This is a genomic window from Mesorhizobium sp. P2_E10 (assembly GCF_056404235.1).
In genome coordinates this window covers 163,744-179,231 of record NZ_JBFUEK010000008.1, presented here as the reverse complement: position 1 = coordinate 179,231, position 15,488 = coordinate 163,744, and the positions used below count along the sequence as shown (strand labels likewise).

Here is a 15,488-nt window from a genome sequence, read left to right as displayed (position 1 = left end):
CTTCCGCGGCGCAGGCGTAGTCTTTCGCGGCAGTCTGGGATCGCGGGGCCTCAGCTTTCAATGAAAACATCGGCCGAATGCCATGGACCGCCTGCATGGGGACGGCGTACGCGCTGGATCTCCCCGCACGCCTGCAGGAGACGTTGAATGAACCGCATGTTCCCCAATCAATGGCCATTGACAACGGATCAGCAGGCTTCCATCGACCAGGAGTTCATCGGCCTCTCCGACATAACCGAATTTCTGCGGCGCTATCTCGGAACCATCATCGCCTGCCTTGCCGCGGCGCTCCTGGTGGCCGGCTTCTACAATTTGACCACCGACCCTACCTTCACCGCCAGCGCGCAGATCCTGATCGAGCCGAAATTGCCACAACATCTGCAGGAGGGCGGCGAAGTAAATCTGTCCTTGGATACCGCCCAAGTGGAAAGCCAGATCGCAGTGATGCAGTCGGAAAAGATCGCTGCGATGGTCCTAGACCAGCTGAAACTCGTCGACGACCCCAAATTCAACCGTCCGCAGGCTCCGATTTTGCTGGAGAGGTTCAGGAGGATAGGAGCAGTTTTGCTTGACGCTTTCGGGCTCCGGAAAAGCGCCTGGTTCACCTCGCTTTGGGAGCGTTTCGGCCTGAGCGCGCCTGAAACGCCTGCGCCGCTGACCGAGTACCAAAAGACCCGGCGCAGCATGCTGATTTTCCGCGAGGGACTCGACATCCGCAGGGTCGGCGTTTCCTACGCGATAGACATATCCTTCACCTCTTTTGATCCCGAGGGCGCAGCCACGATTGCGAACGCCACGGCCGATGCCTTTGTGCGCGAGCAGATAGAAACCAAGGCCGACGCCGCAAAGGAAGGCGGCGCGTGGCTCGAGATGCGCCTTTCGCAGCTCCGTACCCAGATGAACGAGGCCATGGCGAAAGCGCAGGAGTTCCGGTCGCGGCACGACTATAGCGTCGGCGATGAAGCCAATGGGGAAGGTGGGGCGAACTCTGTGCCGACGCTCGAAGAGCTTGAGGTGACTGCCGAAACCTACCAGAAGATGTATGAGAGCTTCCTGCAGGCCTACACCAACTCGGTAAGCCAGCAATCCTACCCGGTTGCCGACGCAAGGGTGATCACGGCTGCGACGGCGCCGCTCTATCCGAGCGCTCCAAGGCCGAAGCTGATGCTGGCCTTCGCGGCGGTTGCCGGGTTCATTCTCGGCGTCGGACTTTCGTTCGCGAGGCATACGTTCGACTGGACCATAAGGTCGCCACGACACATCCGAGATAATCTGGGTATCGAATGCGTCGGAGAACTGCCGCCCACCAGCCGAAGAAGGGAATCCGGCCACGTCGACGAAGTGGTAAGATATCCGCACTCCCGATACAGCCACAGCCTCAGGAACGCGCGAACCGAAATCAGCCTTGCGGAAACCAGCCGCCCGATCAAGCTGCTTGGGTTGACCGCTGTATCCAACGACAGCTCGAAGAGTTCCGTCGCCAGCAATCTTGCCACGCTCTACTCGATGTCCGGCCTGAAGACGCTGGTGATTGACGCCGACGTCCGGCGACCGACCATGACCACGCGGTTGCTTGGATGGCCGGGCACCCTAAAAACCTTCCAGGATCCTGTTCGGCTCAACATCGTCCGCGCTCCGGGGCGGCCGTTCGACGTGCTTCCAAGTTCGGTCGTGGGCGCCAAGCGCCTGTTGGCACCAGGCAATATGGAGGCGTTCCTCTCGGAGCTTGCCGATTGCGACCTTGCCGCCCACGAGCTTGCCGCCTACGACATCGTCATCGTCGACCTGCCGACACTTGCCTCGGGAGCCGACGAACTGATCGTCGGATCGGTCCTGGATGGCGTCGTGATCGTTGCCGAGTGGGGCAAGACACATGTCGAAACCCTGCGAGAACTTGTCAGGACGCTGCGGGCGGGCAGGACGCCGGTACTTGGCGTCCTCCTGACCAAGGTCCGCGCGATGACCTCCAAGCACCGCAAAACATGAAACACAGAGCGGGATACTCCTCCTTTGGAAGTCGCAAAAGCGTGTAGGGGGATCATTCCTTGGGATTAGGGGGATAGCCCCGGAGCGTCACGCTACCTCCTTTGCCATTCTTGCCGACAAGCCCCGACCTTGGAACAGTGTCGAGAACAATTCGAAACAGCAAAACAGCATTCGAAACAATGTCAACGAACGCCTTCGAGTCGCACCAGGGAACCCCGATCTGGATTCAGCCACCTCTGCCCGTGGCGGCTGAAGGCCGAACGGCAGTCCTGCACGTTGTTCCCGCGGCCGACCACAACAGTGCCGGGGCAGTGTTGACGGAGATGTCGCCTGGCATCAGGGCAGGAACGACGAACCCACCTCTGGGAGGTCTCCTGAAGCGGATCATGGATCTGGTCATAGCGTCCACGGCACTTGTCATGGCTGCGCCTGTGATGATCGTCGTTGCCCTGCTGATCAGGATGACGGCAGGAGGCCCGGCAGTGTTCTCGCACAGCCGCGTCGGATTCGGCGGAAAGCCGTTCAATTGCTACAAGTTCCGCTCGATGGTTGCCAATTCGGAAGAAGTTCTGAAAGCATATCTCGAAGCCAATCCTGATCTCAGCATGGAGTGGGAGGAGACCCACAAGATCAGGAACGACCCCCGCGTCACGCTCCTTGGGTGGATGCTGCGCAAGTCGAGCCTCGACGAACTCCCCCAGCTCTTCAACATCATCCGCGGCGACATGAGTTGCGTGGGCCCAAGGCCCATCGTGAAGGACGAACTCAACCGCTATGGCGACCACCTGGGGGAATACCTTCGGACAAGGCCGGGACTAACCGGGCTTTGGCAGGTGAGTGGAAGAAGCAGCATGGACTATGCCAGCCGCGTGGCCCTGGACAGCCAGTATGTGCGGAATTGGTCGGTCTGGCTCGACATCGTGATCTTGTTCAGGACTATCTTCGCAGTGATGCGCTTCGACAGGGCTTCCTGAAGTCCCGAAGGGCTAGAGCCTGTTCCATCCCGCTGGAATCGGGATGGGGCTCCATCTTCTTGTTCGAGCATGATCTTTTCCGAAAACCGGTTCCCACTTTTCGGGATCATGCTGCTCTAGGTTTCGTCCCGCTTCCGGCGGACGGACAGGGACAGGCCGATGACGTAGGCGCAAGCCAATACGAATACCAGGATCAACAATTTGGTGGCGGTCACATGGCCCGGCATGCCAAGGCCATTCCAGGTAAAGCTTCCGACGAGAAGCACAGCAGTCGCCGCTATCAGGGCGGGAACCTTGAACCGCAATCCCATCAGCACGCCTGCTGCCGATACGGCAATTATGCTCATGAGCACCGACATCTCCAGTGGCGCCCGCAGGACTGATGGCTCACTGCGGCAGGAAGGTTCCGTCAGGGGTCCAAGGGGCCTAGTGTGTGTGCTCACTGATATGCGGCCTCAAAGTGCAAGGCAAGTGCTGCCAAGGGTATTGCACAGATGGTCCGCTTGGCGGCTTCCAGAAGCCGCGGTTCCAGTACCCATACCAATGGAGCGCAGCGATCTGCCGCCCTTGCTGGACCATGCAAGCTTGATCAATTGGTACCCTGAACCGGAATCGTCGCCGCCTGAATGCCGCCGCTTACAGGTAGGGCAGCCAGGCCCGACTGCGGCGGCGGGATCTCGATCTTCACGGTATCTCCTGGCTCGATCGGCGTCGTTTCCTCAGCCGTGAGTTCTTCCGAGCCGCTGTCCGTCGTCCTCACGATCTTGAAGATCGGCTTGGCCCTTTGGGAGCGCTCCCTGAGGGCAAGAAGTGCAGGGGCGGTGACCTCGGTGTCGTGCAGCAACTGCACCGCAGTGTCGGCTTTGCTGGTAACCTCATTGAGCTGCAGCTGCGTCTCGCGCAAGGCCCCGGCGACTTCACTGGCCTGGTTGTTGCCGAGGTTGAGGATCTCGATGTCGGTCCTGCTAATCTCCTGCCTGACTCGCAAAAGCGAGGTCTCGGCAGCCAGCCTGTCGCTCTGCATCTGTGCGACCGTCCCCTCCAAAGCGAGTTCCCGTGGCGCAACCGCCAGACCTTTCTGTACAAGGGTCGAAACACCCGCGAGTTCCTTCTGGATGAGTTCGATTTGCTTGTCGTGGAAGGTCAGCTGCTCCTCGAGCGAAGCTAGTTCCTTTTCCAGGAAATCCCTGAGTTCGTGGAGAGCACGGAGTTGCGTCGTCATCGCGTCCTTTCGGACGGCGAAGATCTTACGCTCCTGCTCCATCGCCTGCGCGACCGTTTCGTTGGAGGCCCTGTCTTTCAGGTCCGCAGGGAACGCGATGTCGTCGCTGCCAGCCAGTTCGGATTCCAACCGGGCTTTGCGCGCGAGCAGACCGACGTTGCTCAGCGCCAACAAGCCCACGTCGCCCTGGCCCGAGATGACTTCACGCTCAAGCCTCGACATGTCTTCCTCGTGTGTCCGCAGGCCGCCAGCGATGCCCAACGCCTGCAGCACCGTCAGGCCGGGCCTGTAGGGAAACTCGCCGGGCTGCGTAACGTAGCCGACTATGTAGAACGGCCTGTACTGGACGACCTCGACGGCGACATCCGGCTGGCGGCCGAGGCCCATGTGCTGCATCAGGCGGTCGCCGATCGCGCGAGCGAGGTCGCCGGGGGCGGTGCCCTGCGCACGGATCTGGCCGACAAATGGAAGGAAGAGCGTGCCGTCGGCGCCGACAACGAAACTGTCGTTGAGCGCCGTCCATTCGAAGATCACATCGCGTGACGCGCGCCATTCGTAAACCTTGAGCCTGACCTTGTCCTGAGGTCCGAGGAGATACTCGGCAGCCACCGTCGGCAAGGAGCACATAGTCGCCGCCGCCAATGAAGCCGCCACCGTCACAAACCATTTCCGCATTGTCTTCACCGCGTCAGATTTTCAGGATGTATTCGGGTTCGATCCGCCCTTTGGCGACATGCAGGATCGCGAGCATGTTGCCCCTGAGCCTGCCTCTTCGGTCGACATACGGCTCCGACCACAGGCTCTTGGCGAGGTTGGCCGCAATATTCCTGAACATCAGGGGCAGCGCGAAGGAGGCCGGAACGGAGCCCTTCCGGATCAGGTAGATCGGGTTGGCAACCTGGGAGTAACCGAGCCGCGTTCCGCTGGTGCGCGCCGACTTGATGCCGAGATGGACGCCCGTGATCGAGGTCACGCAGACCACGCGGCCTCTGGACCGCAGTTGGCTGGTAAAGTCGATGTCTTCCTGCCAGCCGTAGAGGACGAGGCGCTCGTCGAAACGCAAATCGCCCACAAGCGAGGAACGGACGGACATGTTGCAACCGTAAGCTCCGACATGATCGACCACCGACGGTCCAGAATGCGTTTTGTCGTTGGCCTCCCGCAGGGCGGCTTCGGCTTCTTGCCAGGTGAGGCCTGCATTCGTTGCCCCGTCCCTGACGACCCTGCCCATCACCACAGCCCATCCGTCATTCCCCGCGAAAGCCTGCTCGACCTGCTCCAGGTATTCGGAGGACGGAACGAAATCGTCGTCGAAGAACGTAATGATGTCGAAGCGCCCCAGGGACGGGACCAGGGCCTTGTTGCGTTGGGCAGCCAGTCCTTTCGGTCCGAAAACGAGTGACACGGGAAAAGGACTGCGTTCCGGCAGTTCGACATGTGTGGCGTCGGGGGCCGACAATATGACCTCGTCGGGAAGCCTCGTCTGGCCACCCAAATGCCGGAGCAAGCGCGCGACTTGTCCGCTGCGGCCAAGGGTCGGAATGATCACTGCAAGTCTCATGCTCGATCCAGCTTTGGTTTCCGCCGAAACTAGACCGACCAGGGGGCCGAAACAGCCTGCATAAAAGGAGACGGAATGAGCTTGCCTACCTCCTGGCACCGGCTTTTGGAGTATTCCCATCGCACGATACACAGCCGGAAGTACTAGGCCGGCGCGTGTGCGGAGCAGCCTGTAGCCGATCGGACAACTTGCCGGGACCATGACGTGGAATGGAGACTGCCGGGTCTGCTGGTGCGAGGGGACCCATGCTCCACGAACGTTCTTCCGATCTGACGGTCGCGGCCAAGGTCGATGTGCCCATCGAGGAGTTGCCGGCCGTGCCGGAGCTTCGCGTCGACCGATACGCGAAGATAGCGGTCGTTCACGACTGGTGCCCGAATTTCCGGGGCGGTGAACGGGTTCTGGCGCAAATCTGCAAGCAGTTCCCCAATGCCGAAGTCTTCACGCTTTTCGATTTCCTGCCGGCCGAGGTGAAGGAGCAATATTTCCGCGACGTGGAATTCCATACCTCCGCTGCCAACCGGATTCCGATGGTGCAGAAATTCTATCGGTCCCTCTTCTTCTTCTGCCCTTTCCTGATCGAGCAGTTCGACGTGACGGGCTACGATGCGGTGATCTCGTCTTCGGCAGCATTTTCGCGTGGCGTGATCACCAGGCCGGACCAACCGCATCTTTGCTATGTGCACAGCCCGGTCCGCTACGCCTGGGACGAGCAGTTTTCCTATCTGCAGCAGGGTCACCTTGGCTTTGGCCCCAAGGGAATGCTCTACCGGTACATGCTCCATCGCCTGAGGACGTGGGACACGCGAACCGCGCACGGTCCGGACATGATGCTGGCGAACTCGAATTATGTCCGCTCCCGTATCCAGCACATTTACGGGCGCGAGGCGCGCGTCGTTTTCCCGCCGGTTGCGCTTGCAGAACTGCCCTGTGTCGAGGACAAGCATGACTACTATGTCTCGGCATCTTTCCTCGCGCCCTACAAGCGCACCGACCTCGTCATCCGGGCCTTCAACGAGATGCCGTCGCGGCGGCTGGTCATCGTTGGCGAAGGGCAGCAATCAGCCGCCCTGCGGGCACTTGCCGGCCCGAATGTCACCTTCTCGGGCTATCTGCCCCGGCAAGACTATGTGAACACCTTGGCACGCGCAAAGGCGATGGTCTTTGCGGGATGCGAGGATTTTGGCATAGCGCTGGCCGAGGCGCAGGCTTGCGGAACACCGCTGATCGCCTTCGGCCGCGGCGGGGCGGTCGACATTGTGCGGCGCCTCGGGTCATCGCCCGAGCCGACAGGGGTGTTGTTCAAGGCTCAAACCGTCGATCACCTCAAGGAGGCAGTCGAGCGGTTCGAAGAGAACCGCCATGCCATCACGCCCCGCGCCTGCGCCAGGAATGCAGAACGTTTTTCCGAAGAGAACTTCGACCGCGCCATCCTGGAGTCGCTCGGGGCCGTCCAGGCACTGCACGAGATCATGTGAACTCTCGAGCCCTGACGACCTTCGTTTCCGTGTCGACGCCGTCGGCGGCCGCCATCGCCTTGAGATAGCGCAAGGCCGTCGCTCTCCAACTGTATGCCGAGGCTCTCGCCCGTCCCTTGCCTATCATCTGGAGCCGCAGGGTCTCAGAATTGCGCAACTGCATGAAACGGTCGAACCATGCCTCCGGGTCGTCCGGAGGAGCAAACAGCGCTGCGTTCCCGCAAACTTCAGGCAGGCTGGCCCGGTTGGAAACCACCACCGGGCAGCCGACCGCCATCGCCTCGAGGGCGGGGAGGCCGAAACCCTCCGTGAGCGAGGGGAAAGCCAGGCATAGTGAGTCCTCGAGGAGAGCAGCCAACTCGCCATCGGAAATGCGGCCGAGCCACTGGATGTTTTGGGCTTTTGCGCTGGTTGGTCCTGACTTGAAAACGCGCGAATCCGACATGCCGACAATGGCGATCCTGAGCCCGGCTTCGGCAAGGCGGTCAGCCATGTCCAGGACAAGCTCCACATTCTTGTGGGGTGCGGCACTGCCGATCATGACGATGGTTTCCCGCGAGGCCGCCATTCGTGTCCTGACCGAGTGTTCAGGCGTCCATCGCGTGGCGTGCTCATGGCCGTTCGGGGCTACGAAAGCCCGTTGCGCGGGGATGACGCCGCGGTGGACCAGTTCGCCAAGCGAGTAATCCGAAACCGTCGAAACACGCCACGCCGTCTTGCCGAGGCATGGCAGCAACGCTCTGTAGAAGCTCCTGAAGGCACGCGAATAGCTTTCGGGCGCATTCCAGACGTTTGCATCATGAATGCAGACGATATGCTTTCGGGAAAGCAGCGGTCCCGTGTTGCAGAGGCTGAGCAGTCCGCCTCCGTCGAGCGACAACGGAAGTTGCGTCTGCTCCCAGATATGGCCGCTCGTGCGGCCGATCTCGCGGCGCTCGATGAAGGCCAGGGGGATCTTATCGGAGCCGGGGGGACAGTGCAGTCCGACTTCGAGGCCACGGGCGAGGGGGGCCTGTTCCGCTATCAAGGCGTCGAGCGCGCGGACGACCTCGCGCGCATAGCGCTGGACGCCTGTTGTCGGCTGGGAAAGAAAACGCCCATTGATTGTCCAGCGCCGTGCCATGGCGGCCCCCCTTTGCGGCCGTCAGTGTGGGGCTGCGAAGACGCCTGGTCACCATGGCCATCGGGTCATCCGGTTAACCGGGAATCATCCGGATAGGCGAGGTCGGACTGTGTGCCTACCTCAAACGTCTGAGGACCTTAGTGTCGCACGGGATGCTAGTCTCGCCAGGGCGCCGAAAGGACCGGGGAGGTGGACATGGGCAAGCTCGAGTTCGGCACGGCGGCGGCGGCGTCGCCAAGACCTGCCGGGCGGTTGAATGGCCACCGCGCCGAGAAACCACTGGCGAGATCGCCTGCCGACGCTGCCCAATCCGCGATCGGGCATCCCGCCTGGGCGTGGTCGGACCGGGATGCGCCAAGACGACGCTGGACGATAAACGGAGACTTCACGACGCTTCGGCCGACCGGCGTTGCCCGCTACGCCCGCGAAGTGACCATGGCCCTCGACGCCCTCCTTTCGGAAGGGCATCCGCTCGGTCGCGACCTGGAGATCGATCTCGTGGTGCCGCGCCCGCTTTCGGAACCTTTCCGCCTCGATGCCATCCCCGTCCGGGTCGTTCCTGAATTCAGCAGACCGCGACTGCCGCAATTCTGGGTGCAGGCGCAGTTGCCCTGGCACGTGCCGGGAGGATTGCTGAGCTTCTGCAACCTCGCTCCCGTCGTGCTGCGGCGCCAGATCGCATGCATCCACGATATGCACACCAGGCTGATGCCGTCGAGCTACGGGCTCGGTTTCCGCTGGGCGCATCGCCTGATCCTGCCGGCGCTCGGCAGGCGGGCTGCCCGCATCACCACCGTCTCGCAACTCTCGCGCGACCATCTGATAGATTTTGGCATCGCGCCGGACGAAAACATCGTCGTCACCTACAACGGCAGCGACCATGCGAAGAGGTGGGATGCGGCGAGATCGTCGCTGGCCGTCGACCGCGGCAGGCCGTACGTCCTCTGCCTTGGAAGGCGGGATCAGGAATACAAGAACATGGAGCTTCTCGCCAAGCTGGCCCCGCTTCTCGATGAGATGGGTCTCGATCTCTGGATGCCAGGCGATGTCGATGAGACCACGGTCCTGCGCTATGTCCCGGAAATGCCCGGCAATATCGTCCTGCTTGGCCGCATAGGGGACGACGACTTCAAGAAGGCGCTCGAAGGCGCCCTGTGCTTCCTGTTCCCGTCACGCATCGAGGGTTTTGGGCTACCCGCCGTCGAAGCGATGGCATCCGGTTGCCCGGTGGTGGCCTCGACCTCGCCATGCCTTCCTGAAATCTGTGGGGATTCGGCTCTCTATGCCGATCCCGACGACGTCCAGTCGTGGGCCGAGGCTGTCCGCCTGCTGATGCTCGCCCAAGACTTGCGGCAGCAGTTGATCACCAAGGGGCACGCGAGGGCGAGCAGTTATTCCTGGCGGTGGATCGCCTGGAAATACCTCGAACTCATGGTTCAGGTCGACGCCGATTTCGGCGAGTTCCGCGATTGACTGCCTGCCAGCCTGCCGCTGGACGCCTTCTGAAGGGACCGACATTGCCGAGCTCTCTTCTAAGCGTCGCCGGAAAGCTTCGATAGACCGGACACATAAGAGGCCTCTCAAATGCACGGCCTCAGCCGAAAAGGTGTGTTGTCCTGCCCATAAGTTGAAGCGAGGAAACGAGTACTGGGTTCTATACTAGGGTCATTGGCATTCATTCAACGTCGGGTGTGTCTGCACCTTCATCCGAGAATGAGTGCGGATTTCTGTTCACCGAAATCGAGAGCGAACGGTTCGCTATGCAATCCCAAAATACGCAAGTTGAAACCGTGCTTGAACGTCATGTCCAAGAGCAACGACGGGCGAAGGGCCGCGACCCTGCGCGTGTAGCGCGAAGCACAAGGCGACTTCGGATTGCCCTGATAGGGCAGTTCGGCGTCGGAAACTTCGGCAATGACGGTTCGCTTGAGGCAATGATCGACGCGCTGAGGCGTATCTGCCCGGAGGCCGAACTTGCCGTGATTTGCACACGACCAGAGACCGTCGAGAGGGTCTTCGGCTTGAAGGCTATCAAAATGACGCGGCCGGGTATCCAGTCGCATTGGCTCGACCTTGCGAACCGCATGCTCGGTCGTGTCCCATACAAGATATGGGGGCCAATTCGGGCCTTCCTCAAACTTCGTGGCTTTCATGCTGTCGTAGTGGCCGGAACCGGCGCGTTCGATGATTTTAGCGACACACCATTGGGAATGCCCTACGGCTTTCTCAAATGGTTAGCGATGGCGAGGTTGCGCGGCTGCGTCGTGGCATTTGCGAGCGTCGGGGCCGGGCCTGCTTACCACCCCCTCTCTCGTCTGTTCTTCGCTTGGGCAGCGCGTTGCGCGTCATACCGTTCGTATCGTGACGGAATTTCGCGCGATTTCATCCGATCCCTCGGAGTCGATGTTGCCAGCGACCGGATTTTCCCCGACCTCGCTTTTGGTCTTCCAATTCCAACGGTCGAGCGTGAGGTTTCAGAGACCACCGTCGTTGGCCTGGGTGTCATGAACTACCGCGGCCGCACGGGTGAAAGTCAAGCAATTTACAACGCGTACATATCCAAGCTCGCGGAGTTTGTTGCACGCACTGTGATGCGAGGCTTCGCCGTTCGACTGATCCTGGGCCAGGACAATGACGAGGTCGCGGTCGTCGATATCATCGAGCGGCTCCGCGGCATGGTTTCTGAAGCTGACTTGGCCCGGGTCATCTACACTCGGTCTGCATCGCTCCACGACGTCATGGCCCAGATGCAGACCACTGACGTCGTCGTCGCGACCCGATTTCACAACGTTGTTTGCGCCCTGCGGGTGGGTCTGCCTGTCATATCTCTTGGATACCTCGAAAAGCATGACGTGCTTGCCGCAGACATGGGCCTATCGGCCTTTTGCGCCAACGTAGAGACGTTCAGCGTCGAATGGCTTGAGGCGCGGCTCGACTTGCTCCTTGCGGAGCGGGAAGCGCGCGCGCAGCAAGTTCGCGAAGGCGTCCTGCGGTACAGGCGACAACTAATGAACCAAGAAGATCTCTTCCGAACGCAAGTCTTCGGCGTGCGGTCTCTGGCTGACCTCGTTAACGCGAAGTCGGGGGAGGCAGACATAGACGACGAGAGAATCCGTGAAAGCGACACCGAAATTAGGATCGACAGACAAACAGAAATTCTCCCACTTTCAACAACTTTGGAGGGCTGATCAATGCCTCTGGTCGACGTTCTGATTCCAAACTACTGCTACGGGCGCTACTTGCCTCAGGCTGTCGAAAGCATCGTGCGGCAGCAGGTAGAAGATATCAGGATCTTGATCATAGATAACGCTTCAACAGACGATAGCGTCGATGTTGCAAAAAAACTGGCAAGGCAGGACAAACGTATAACGCTTGTGGCGCGTGAAAAAAATCTCGGGTTGCACGCTTCGTGGAACGAGGGTCTAGATTGGGCCAGTTCCAAGTACGTTGTGATTCTTTGCGCCGACGATTTGCTCGTCGATGGTTGTTTTCACCGCGCCCTGTCGGTTCTTGAACGAGCACCCGATGTTTCTTTCGCATGCGGAGCCGAACTGGCATGGCACGAGGAGGAGCAGCCCTTTCCAATGGTGGAAAATTCGGCCGTAGGGGATTGGCGATTTCTGTCCATGGAATCGTACGCTTTGGCGCGGTCGCTCCCGAGCAGGGTTATTTTTGGGTTCGGCGCGTCGCTGATCAGAACCTCCGACCTCAAACGGGTCGGCCATTTCCGGTCGGAGATATCCTACAACGAAGACGTGGAAATGTTTTTACGGCTCTCGCTGCATCGCAGAGTGGCGGTGACGAACGCGATCCATGGAATAAGGCGGGAACACGGCGCGAATCTATCTGCGGTATTCTGGCAAGATCCCAAGCGCGACATGGTCGAAAAGAAGATCGCCTTCGACAGTTTCTTTTCGCACGATGCAGCCGGCGTGCCCGGAGTGGAACAACTGCGGCGGAATGTGTATCGAAACCTCGGAAAACGTGCATATTGGTCTGGCTTGTCACACATCGCGCGCGGCCAGAGAGCAGCTGGCCTTGACCTCCTCAGGTTTGCGGCTGAACTCTCGCCCAGCCTAGCCTACATTCCGCCGATCGACTACTTGGTCCATGTTCCCAACCCTCTCAGCCACATCCGCTCGCGTCTGGCGGAGGCCTGGGGCCAGCATTGAGAACGACGTTCAGCAGGTGGCCACCGGTGCGGGGCCGTTGTTTCGAATCGGATGCCGTCCTTCATCCGCGGAGGGATAACCCATGACCAAAAGGCGCATCGGTGTCGTTTACCTGACTGACGGCAGGCGCGACGACCTGACTTATGTCAGCGCCGTGTCGTTGGGACTGAGCCATTCGCGGGAAATAGACATCCATATCGCTCAATCCGGATTCCGCTCGGAGCCCCCGCCGGCGGTGCTCAGGGTCCTCCAGGCGAGGGGCCATCGGCTGGCGACCCATACCCTGTCGACGGTCGACCGGGGCCTATCCGGCCACGGCCATATAACGCCCACGGCAAATGAGAAGGCCGAGGCGATCGCCGCGGTTTCGGGCGAATATGATGTCGTCTGCTACCTGGACAATGATACGCTTGCCATGCGGCCTCTTGATCTGGCAGCTGTCGCCCCGAAGACACAACCTCTCGCCGCTGTACCCGACCTCTCCATATCCACCGGTTTCGACAATCCCGCATTCTTCGAAAACTGCGACAAACACGGCCTCGAACGTCGCTACTTCAACTCCGGTCTGATGGCCATCAATGTCTCTCGATGGAATGGGGCGGGAATTCCCGAACGATACGATTCCGCCGTCAAGGCACATGCGGACTTTTGTCCCTATTGGGATGGGTCATGTATCCATCTCGACCAATGCGCCTTCAACATCGCCGCCAATCGGGCATGGGAAACGCTTCCTTTGGAATTCAATGTGCAGAAGTCGGCATTCCAGACAGCCTATTGGGATCGGGCATTGATCCGCCACTATACTGGGCCGGAGAAGTTCCTGCCGGCGAGAGCGTATCGCATCGACAGGAACGAGCGGTCGGTGCTCACCCGCATATCGCGTCATTGCGAGGACCTCGGTCTGGAAATTCCCCCTGCAGATCTGGGGTTGACCTACTGGGCCAATGGATTGCGCAGGAGAGCCGAGCGGACCAAAATTTCGCGGCTTATTGGCCAGTTCCTTGCGGTTTGAGGTCCTTCGTCAATAGCTGCATTCAGGCAATGGCGGGCTGCTTTTCCCGGAAATCCGCGAGACAAACGGGAGGTAAACGCTCGATGCCCTCCGCAGTGTCGGCCGGCTAGTCTAGCTTTTCAGGGATCTCCAGCCTTGCCAAGATCCGTGTGACGATTGCGCTCGGGGAGTCCGCACAGCCCGAGCCGCTGCAAAACTATGTGCTAGCCATGACTGGGGTGGAGGGGAACCCTGCCTGGGCGAAAAATACCACCGCCCAAGGCCCCCCGCGTTCGCTGGGGAACCCCGGCCAGCCGACTTGGCGCGATCTGGTGGCGCAGGGTTGCGGATGAGTGGCCACGGATCAACCTGTCGAAGCCCGTGCCCGCCGGAGTGCCGGGAAGATCTTGATGATCTCGTCAAGCAGGGGATGCCGGGTGATGATTAATCCGGCCGACCACCCCGCGAACGCTAACAATCCCGCCGCAGTGGCTTCCATGTTGGAGAGGCCGAAGCCTGAACCGGAGATTCCGATGGCTGCGAGGGGAGGAGCCGCGCTCGCGAAGGCAACGACAGCACTTTTCCATAGCGCTGCGGCGATGTCCCTGCGTTTCAGTCCCAGCCTGCGCCTGACGAAGCTCAGGGCAATGCAGGCTTGGAAGGGAACGGTCGCCAGCATGCACCATGCGGCTGCCTGCAATCCGCCGAAGATGACGGCTGCGGAGAGGAGAATACCGGAAAGCGGGAAGACGATCAGTGCACGGATGAACAAGTCGCGGATCGCTCCAAGTGCGACCATTACGGGGTAATTCAGTTCGAAGCTGAAGGAAAAGAGCAGCGCGATTGCGACCACTTGCACCAGCGGTGCGGCTTCGGTCCACTGGTGGCCGAGCACGATGTCCACGATCGGGTACGCGAGAATCGACAGCACAAGGAGCGCGGGCCAATGGAGCGCGGTGATGAGGGAAAGGGCGGCTAGATAGGGGCGCTTCAAATCCCTGCCTTGCCTAGCCTCGGCTGAGAAGGCGGGCAGCACGACCGCCACGGCACCTCCTATGACCAGTTTGTCGGGTATCTGGCCGATCCAGAGCGTCCTGCTGAACAAGGCTGCTGCATTCGGCGACACGACGCGGCCCAACAGGAGCAGGGGCAGGGCGTCAAAGATGCGGAAAAGCATGGTGATGGCGCCGTTGTATCCGCCGAATGAGATCATTCCGCGCCAATTGGCCAGGGACGGCCTGAACATCCAGAAATGAGGGCATAGGGTGAGGGCGAGGCTCGCGGCAAGACCACTGCCGATCAACCAGGCCCAGGCGAAGCTCATATAGCTGAAGCCCGCCAATGCCAGCGCGATTGTTGCTGCAGAGTTCGCCACCGCTCCCGTTATGTCGATGGCCGCGATCTTGCCGAAGGACATTTCCCTGCGCAGGAGAGCGCCTATCAAGGTGAAAGAGGCATCGAGGAGCAGGCACACCGAGATGACCCTGAAATAGGGAACGAGGTTCGGCTCGCCGTAGAACGAAGCCAGGAAAGGGGAAGTGACGACGAGAGTGGCGGCGATGACCCCGGTGAGGATGAACGTCACCGTAAAGGCACTGCGTATATCCTCGCGGCTGAGTTCCTCGCGCTGGATGAGGAAGCTCGAACTGGAGAACTCCCTTAGGGACAGGGCAGTTGCCATGATGGCCATGCCGATCACCGACACGCCGATCTCCTTGGGCGTCAATATCCGGGAGACCAAGGCCGCAGTGGCAAAATTCGTCACGAGCAGGACGTAGCGTTCACCCACGCTCATCATGAGTGCGCGTTTTACCGAAAGCATGAGTGTCCTTTCCCGGCGGCGCTGCCGCCTGCGCCCCGATGGATAGTCCGACAAACCGAGTTGAAGGTCAGGACGTCCAATAGGCTAGGGAATGACCACCGACTAAAGCGGTAGCAGGGAGGCGACTGCCCGCGTGATCAGACCACTTCCTGACCGGTT

The 15,488-nt window shown here is 60.4% G+C and carries 12 protein-coding genes; 7 read left to right on the top strand and 5 right to left on the bottom strand.

Annotation, left to right across the window (positions count from 1 at the left end):
- Positions 1-147: 147 nt before the first annotated feature.
- A complete protein-coding gene (locus tag AC1D0N_RS21780) occupies positions 148-1,986 on the top strand; it encodes a GumC family protein (protein ID WP_477247511.1) in 1,839 nt (612 codons plus the stop codon).
- Positions 1,987-2,372: 386 nt separating this feature from the next.
- Entirely contained in the window at positions 2,373-2,960 is a 588-nt protein-coding gene (locus tag AC1D0N_RS21775) for a sugar transferase (RefSeq protein WP_477247509.1), read from the top strand.
- A gap of 116 nt (positions 2,961-3,076) precedes the next feature.
- Here AC1D0N_RS21775 and AC1D0N_RS21770 read toward each other — a convergent pair whose 3' ends face one another.
- The 3 genes from AC1D0N_RS21770 to AC1D0N_RS21760 form a co-directional block, all read right to left on the bottom strand.
- On the bottom strand, positions 3,077-3,319 hold the full coding sequence (locus tag AC1D0N_RS21770) for a hypothetical protein (protein WP_477247507.1): 243 nt from the start codon (positions 3,317-3,319) through the stop codon (positions 3,077-3,079).
- A 230-nt stretch (positions 3,320-3,549) separates the two neighbouring features.
- Positions 3,550-4,842 (bottom strand): polysaccharide biosynthesis/export family protein, encoded by a 1,293-nt coding sequence (locus AC1D0N_RS21765; protein WP_477247505.1) that lies wholly within the window; start codon positions 4,840-4,842, stop codon positions 3,550-3,552.
- Between the two features lie 28 nt (positions 4,843-4,870).
- The gene (locus AC1D0N_RS21760; protein ID WP_477247703.1) at positions 4,871-5,743 is read right to left on the bottom strand and encodes a glycosyltransferase family 2 protein; all 873 of its coding nucleotides are present in this window, start codon (positions 5,741-5,743) and stop codon (positions 4,871-4,873) included.
- Between the two features lie 245 nt (positions 5,744-5,988).
- Between AC1D0N_RS21760 and AC1D0N_RS21755 the strand changes: the two genes are divergently transcribed.
- Complete coding sequence (locus AC1D0N_RS21755) at positions 5,989-7,221, top strand: glycosyltransferase (protein WP_477247503.1); 1,233 nt, start codon at positions 5,989-5,991, stop codon at positions 7,219-7,221.
- Here the strand turns inward: AC1D0N_RS21755 and AC1D0N_RS21750 are convergent.
- Complete coding sequence (locus AC1D0N_RS21750) at positions 7,214-8,344, bottom strand: glycosyltransferase family 4 protein (protein WP_477247501.1); 1,131 nt, start codon at positions 8,342-8,344, stop codon at positions 7,214-7,216. The genes AC1D0N_RS21755 and AC1D0N_RS21750 overlap by 8 nt on opposite strands.
- A 195-nt stretch (positions 8,345-8,539) precedes the next feature.
- Here AC1D0N_RS21750 and AC1D0N_RS21745 point away from each other — a divergent pair, with 195 nt between their 5' ends.
- The 4 genes from AC1D0N_RS21745 to AC1D0N_RS21730 all read left to right on the top strand — a co-directional run bounded on the left by AC1D0N_RS21745 (position 8,540) and on the right by AC1D0N_RS21730 (position 13,528).
- Entirely contained in the window at positions 8,540-9,817 is a 1,278-nt protein-coding gene (locus AC1D0N_RS21745; RefSeq protein ID WP_477247499.1) for a glycosyltransferase family 4 protein, read from the top strand.
- Positions 9,818-10,104: 287 nt separating this feature from the next.
- Positions 10,105-11,532 (top strand): polysaccharide pyruvyl transferase family protein, encoded by a 1,428-nt coding sequence (locus tag AC1D0N_RS21740; protein ID WP_477247497.1) that lies wholly within the window; start codon positions 10,105-10,107, stop codon positions 11,530-11,532.
- 3 nt (positions 11,533-11,535) lie between these two features.
- A complete protein-coding gene (locus AC1D0N_RS21735; RefSeq protein WP_477247496.1) occupies positions 11,536-12,516 on the top strand; it encodes a glycosyltransferase family 2 protein in 981 nt (326 codons plus the stop codon).
- A gap of 82 nt (positions 12,517-12,598) precedes the next feature.
- On the top strand, positions 12,599-13,528 hold the full coding sequence (locus AC1D0N_RS21730) for a glycosyltransferase family 8 protein (RefSeq protein WP_477247494.1): 930 nt from the start codon (positions 12,599-12,601) through the stop codon (positions 13,526-13,528).
- Between the two features lie 343 nt (positions 13,529-13,871).
- Here AC1D0N_RS21730 and AC1D0N_RS21725 read toward each other — a convergent pair whose 3' ends face one another.
- Positions 13,872-15,329, bottom strand: coding sequence for an oligosaccharide flippase family protein (locus tag AC1D0N_RS21725; protein WP_477247492.1), 1,458 nt, complete (start codon positions 15,327-15,329; stop codon positions 13,872-13,874).
- Between the last annotated feature and the right edge of the window lie 159 nt (positions 15,330-15,488).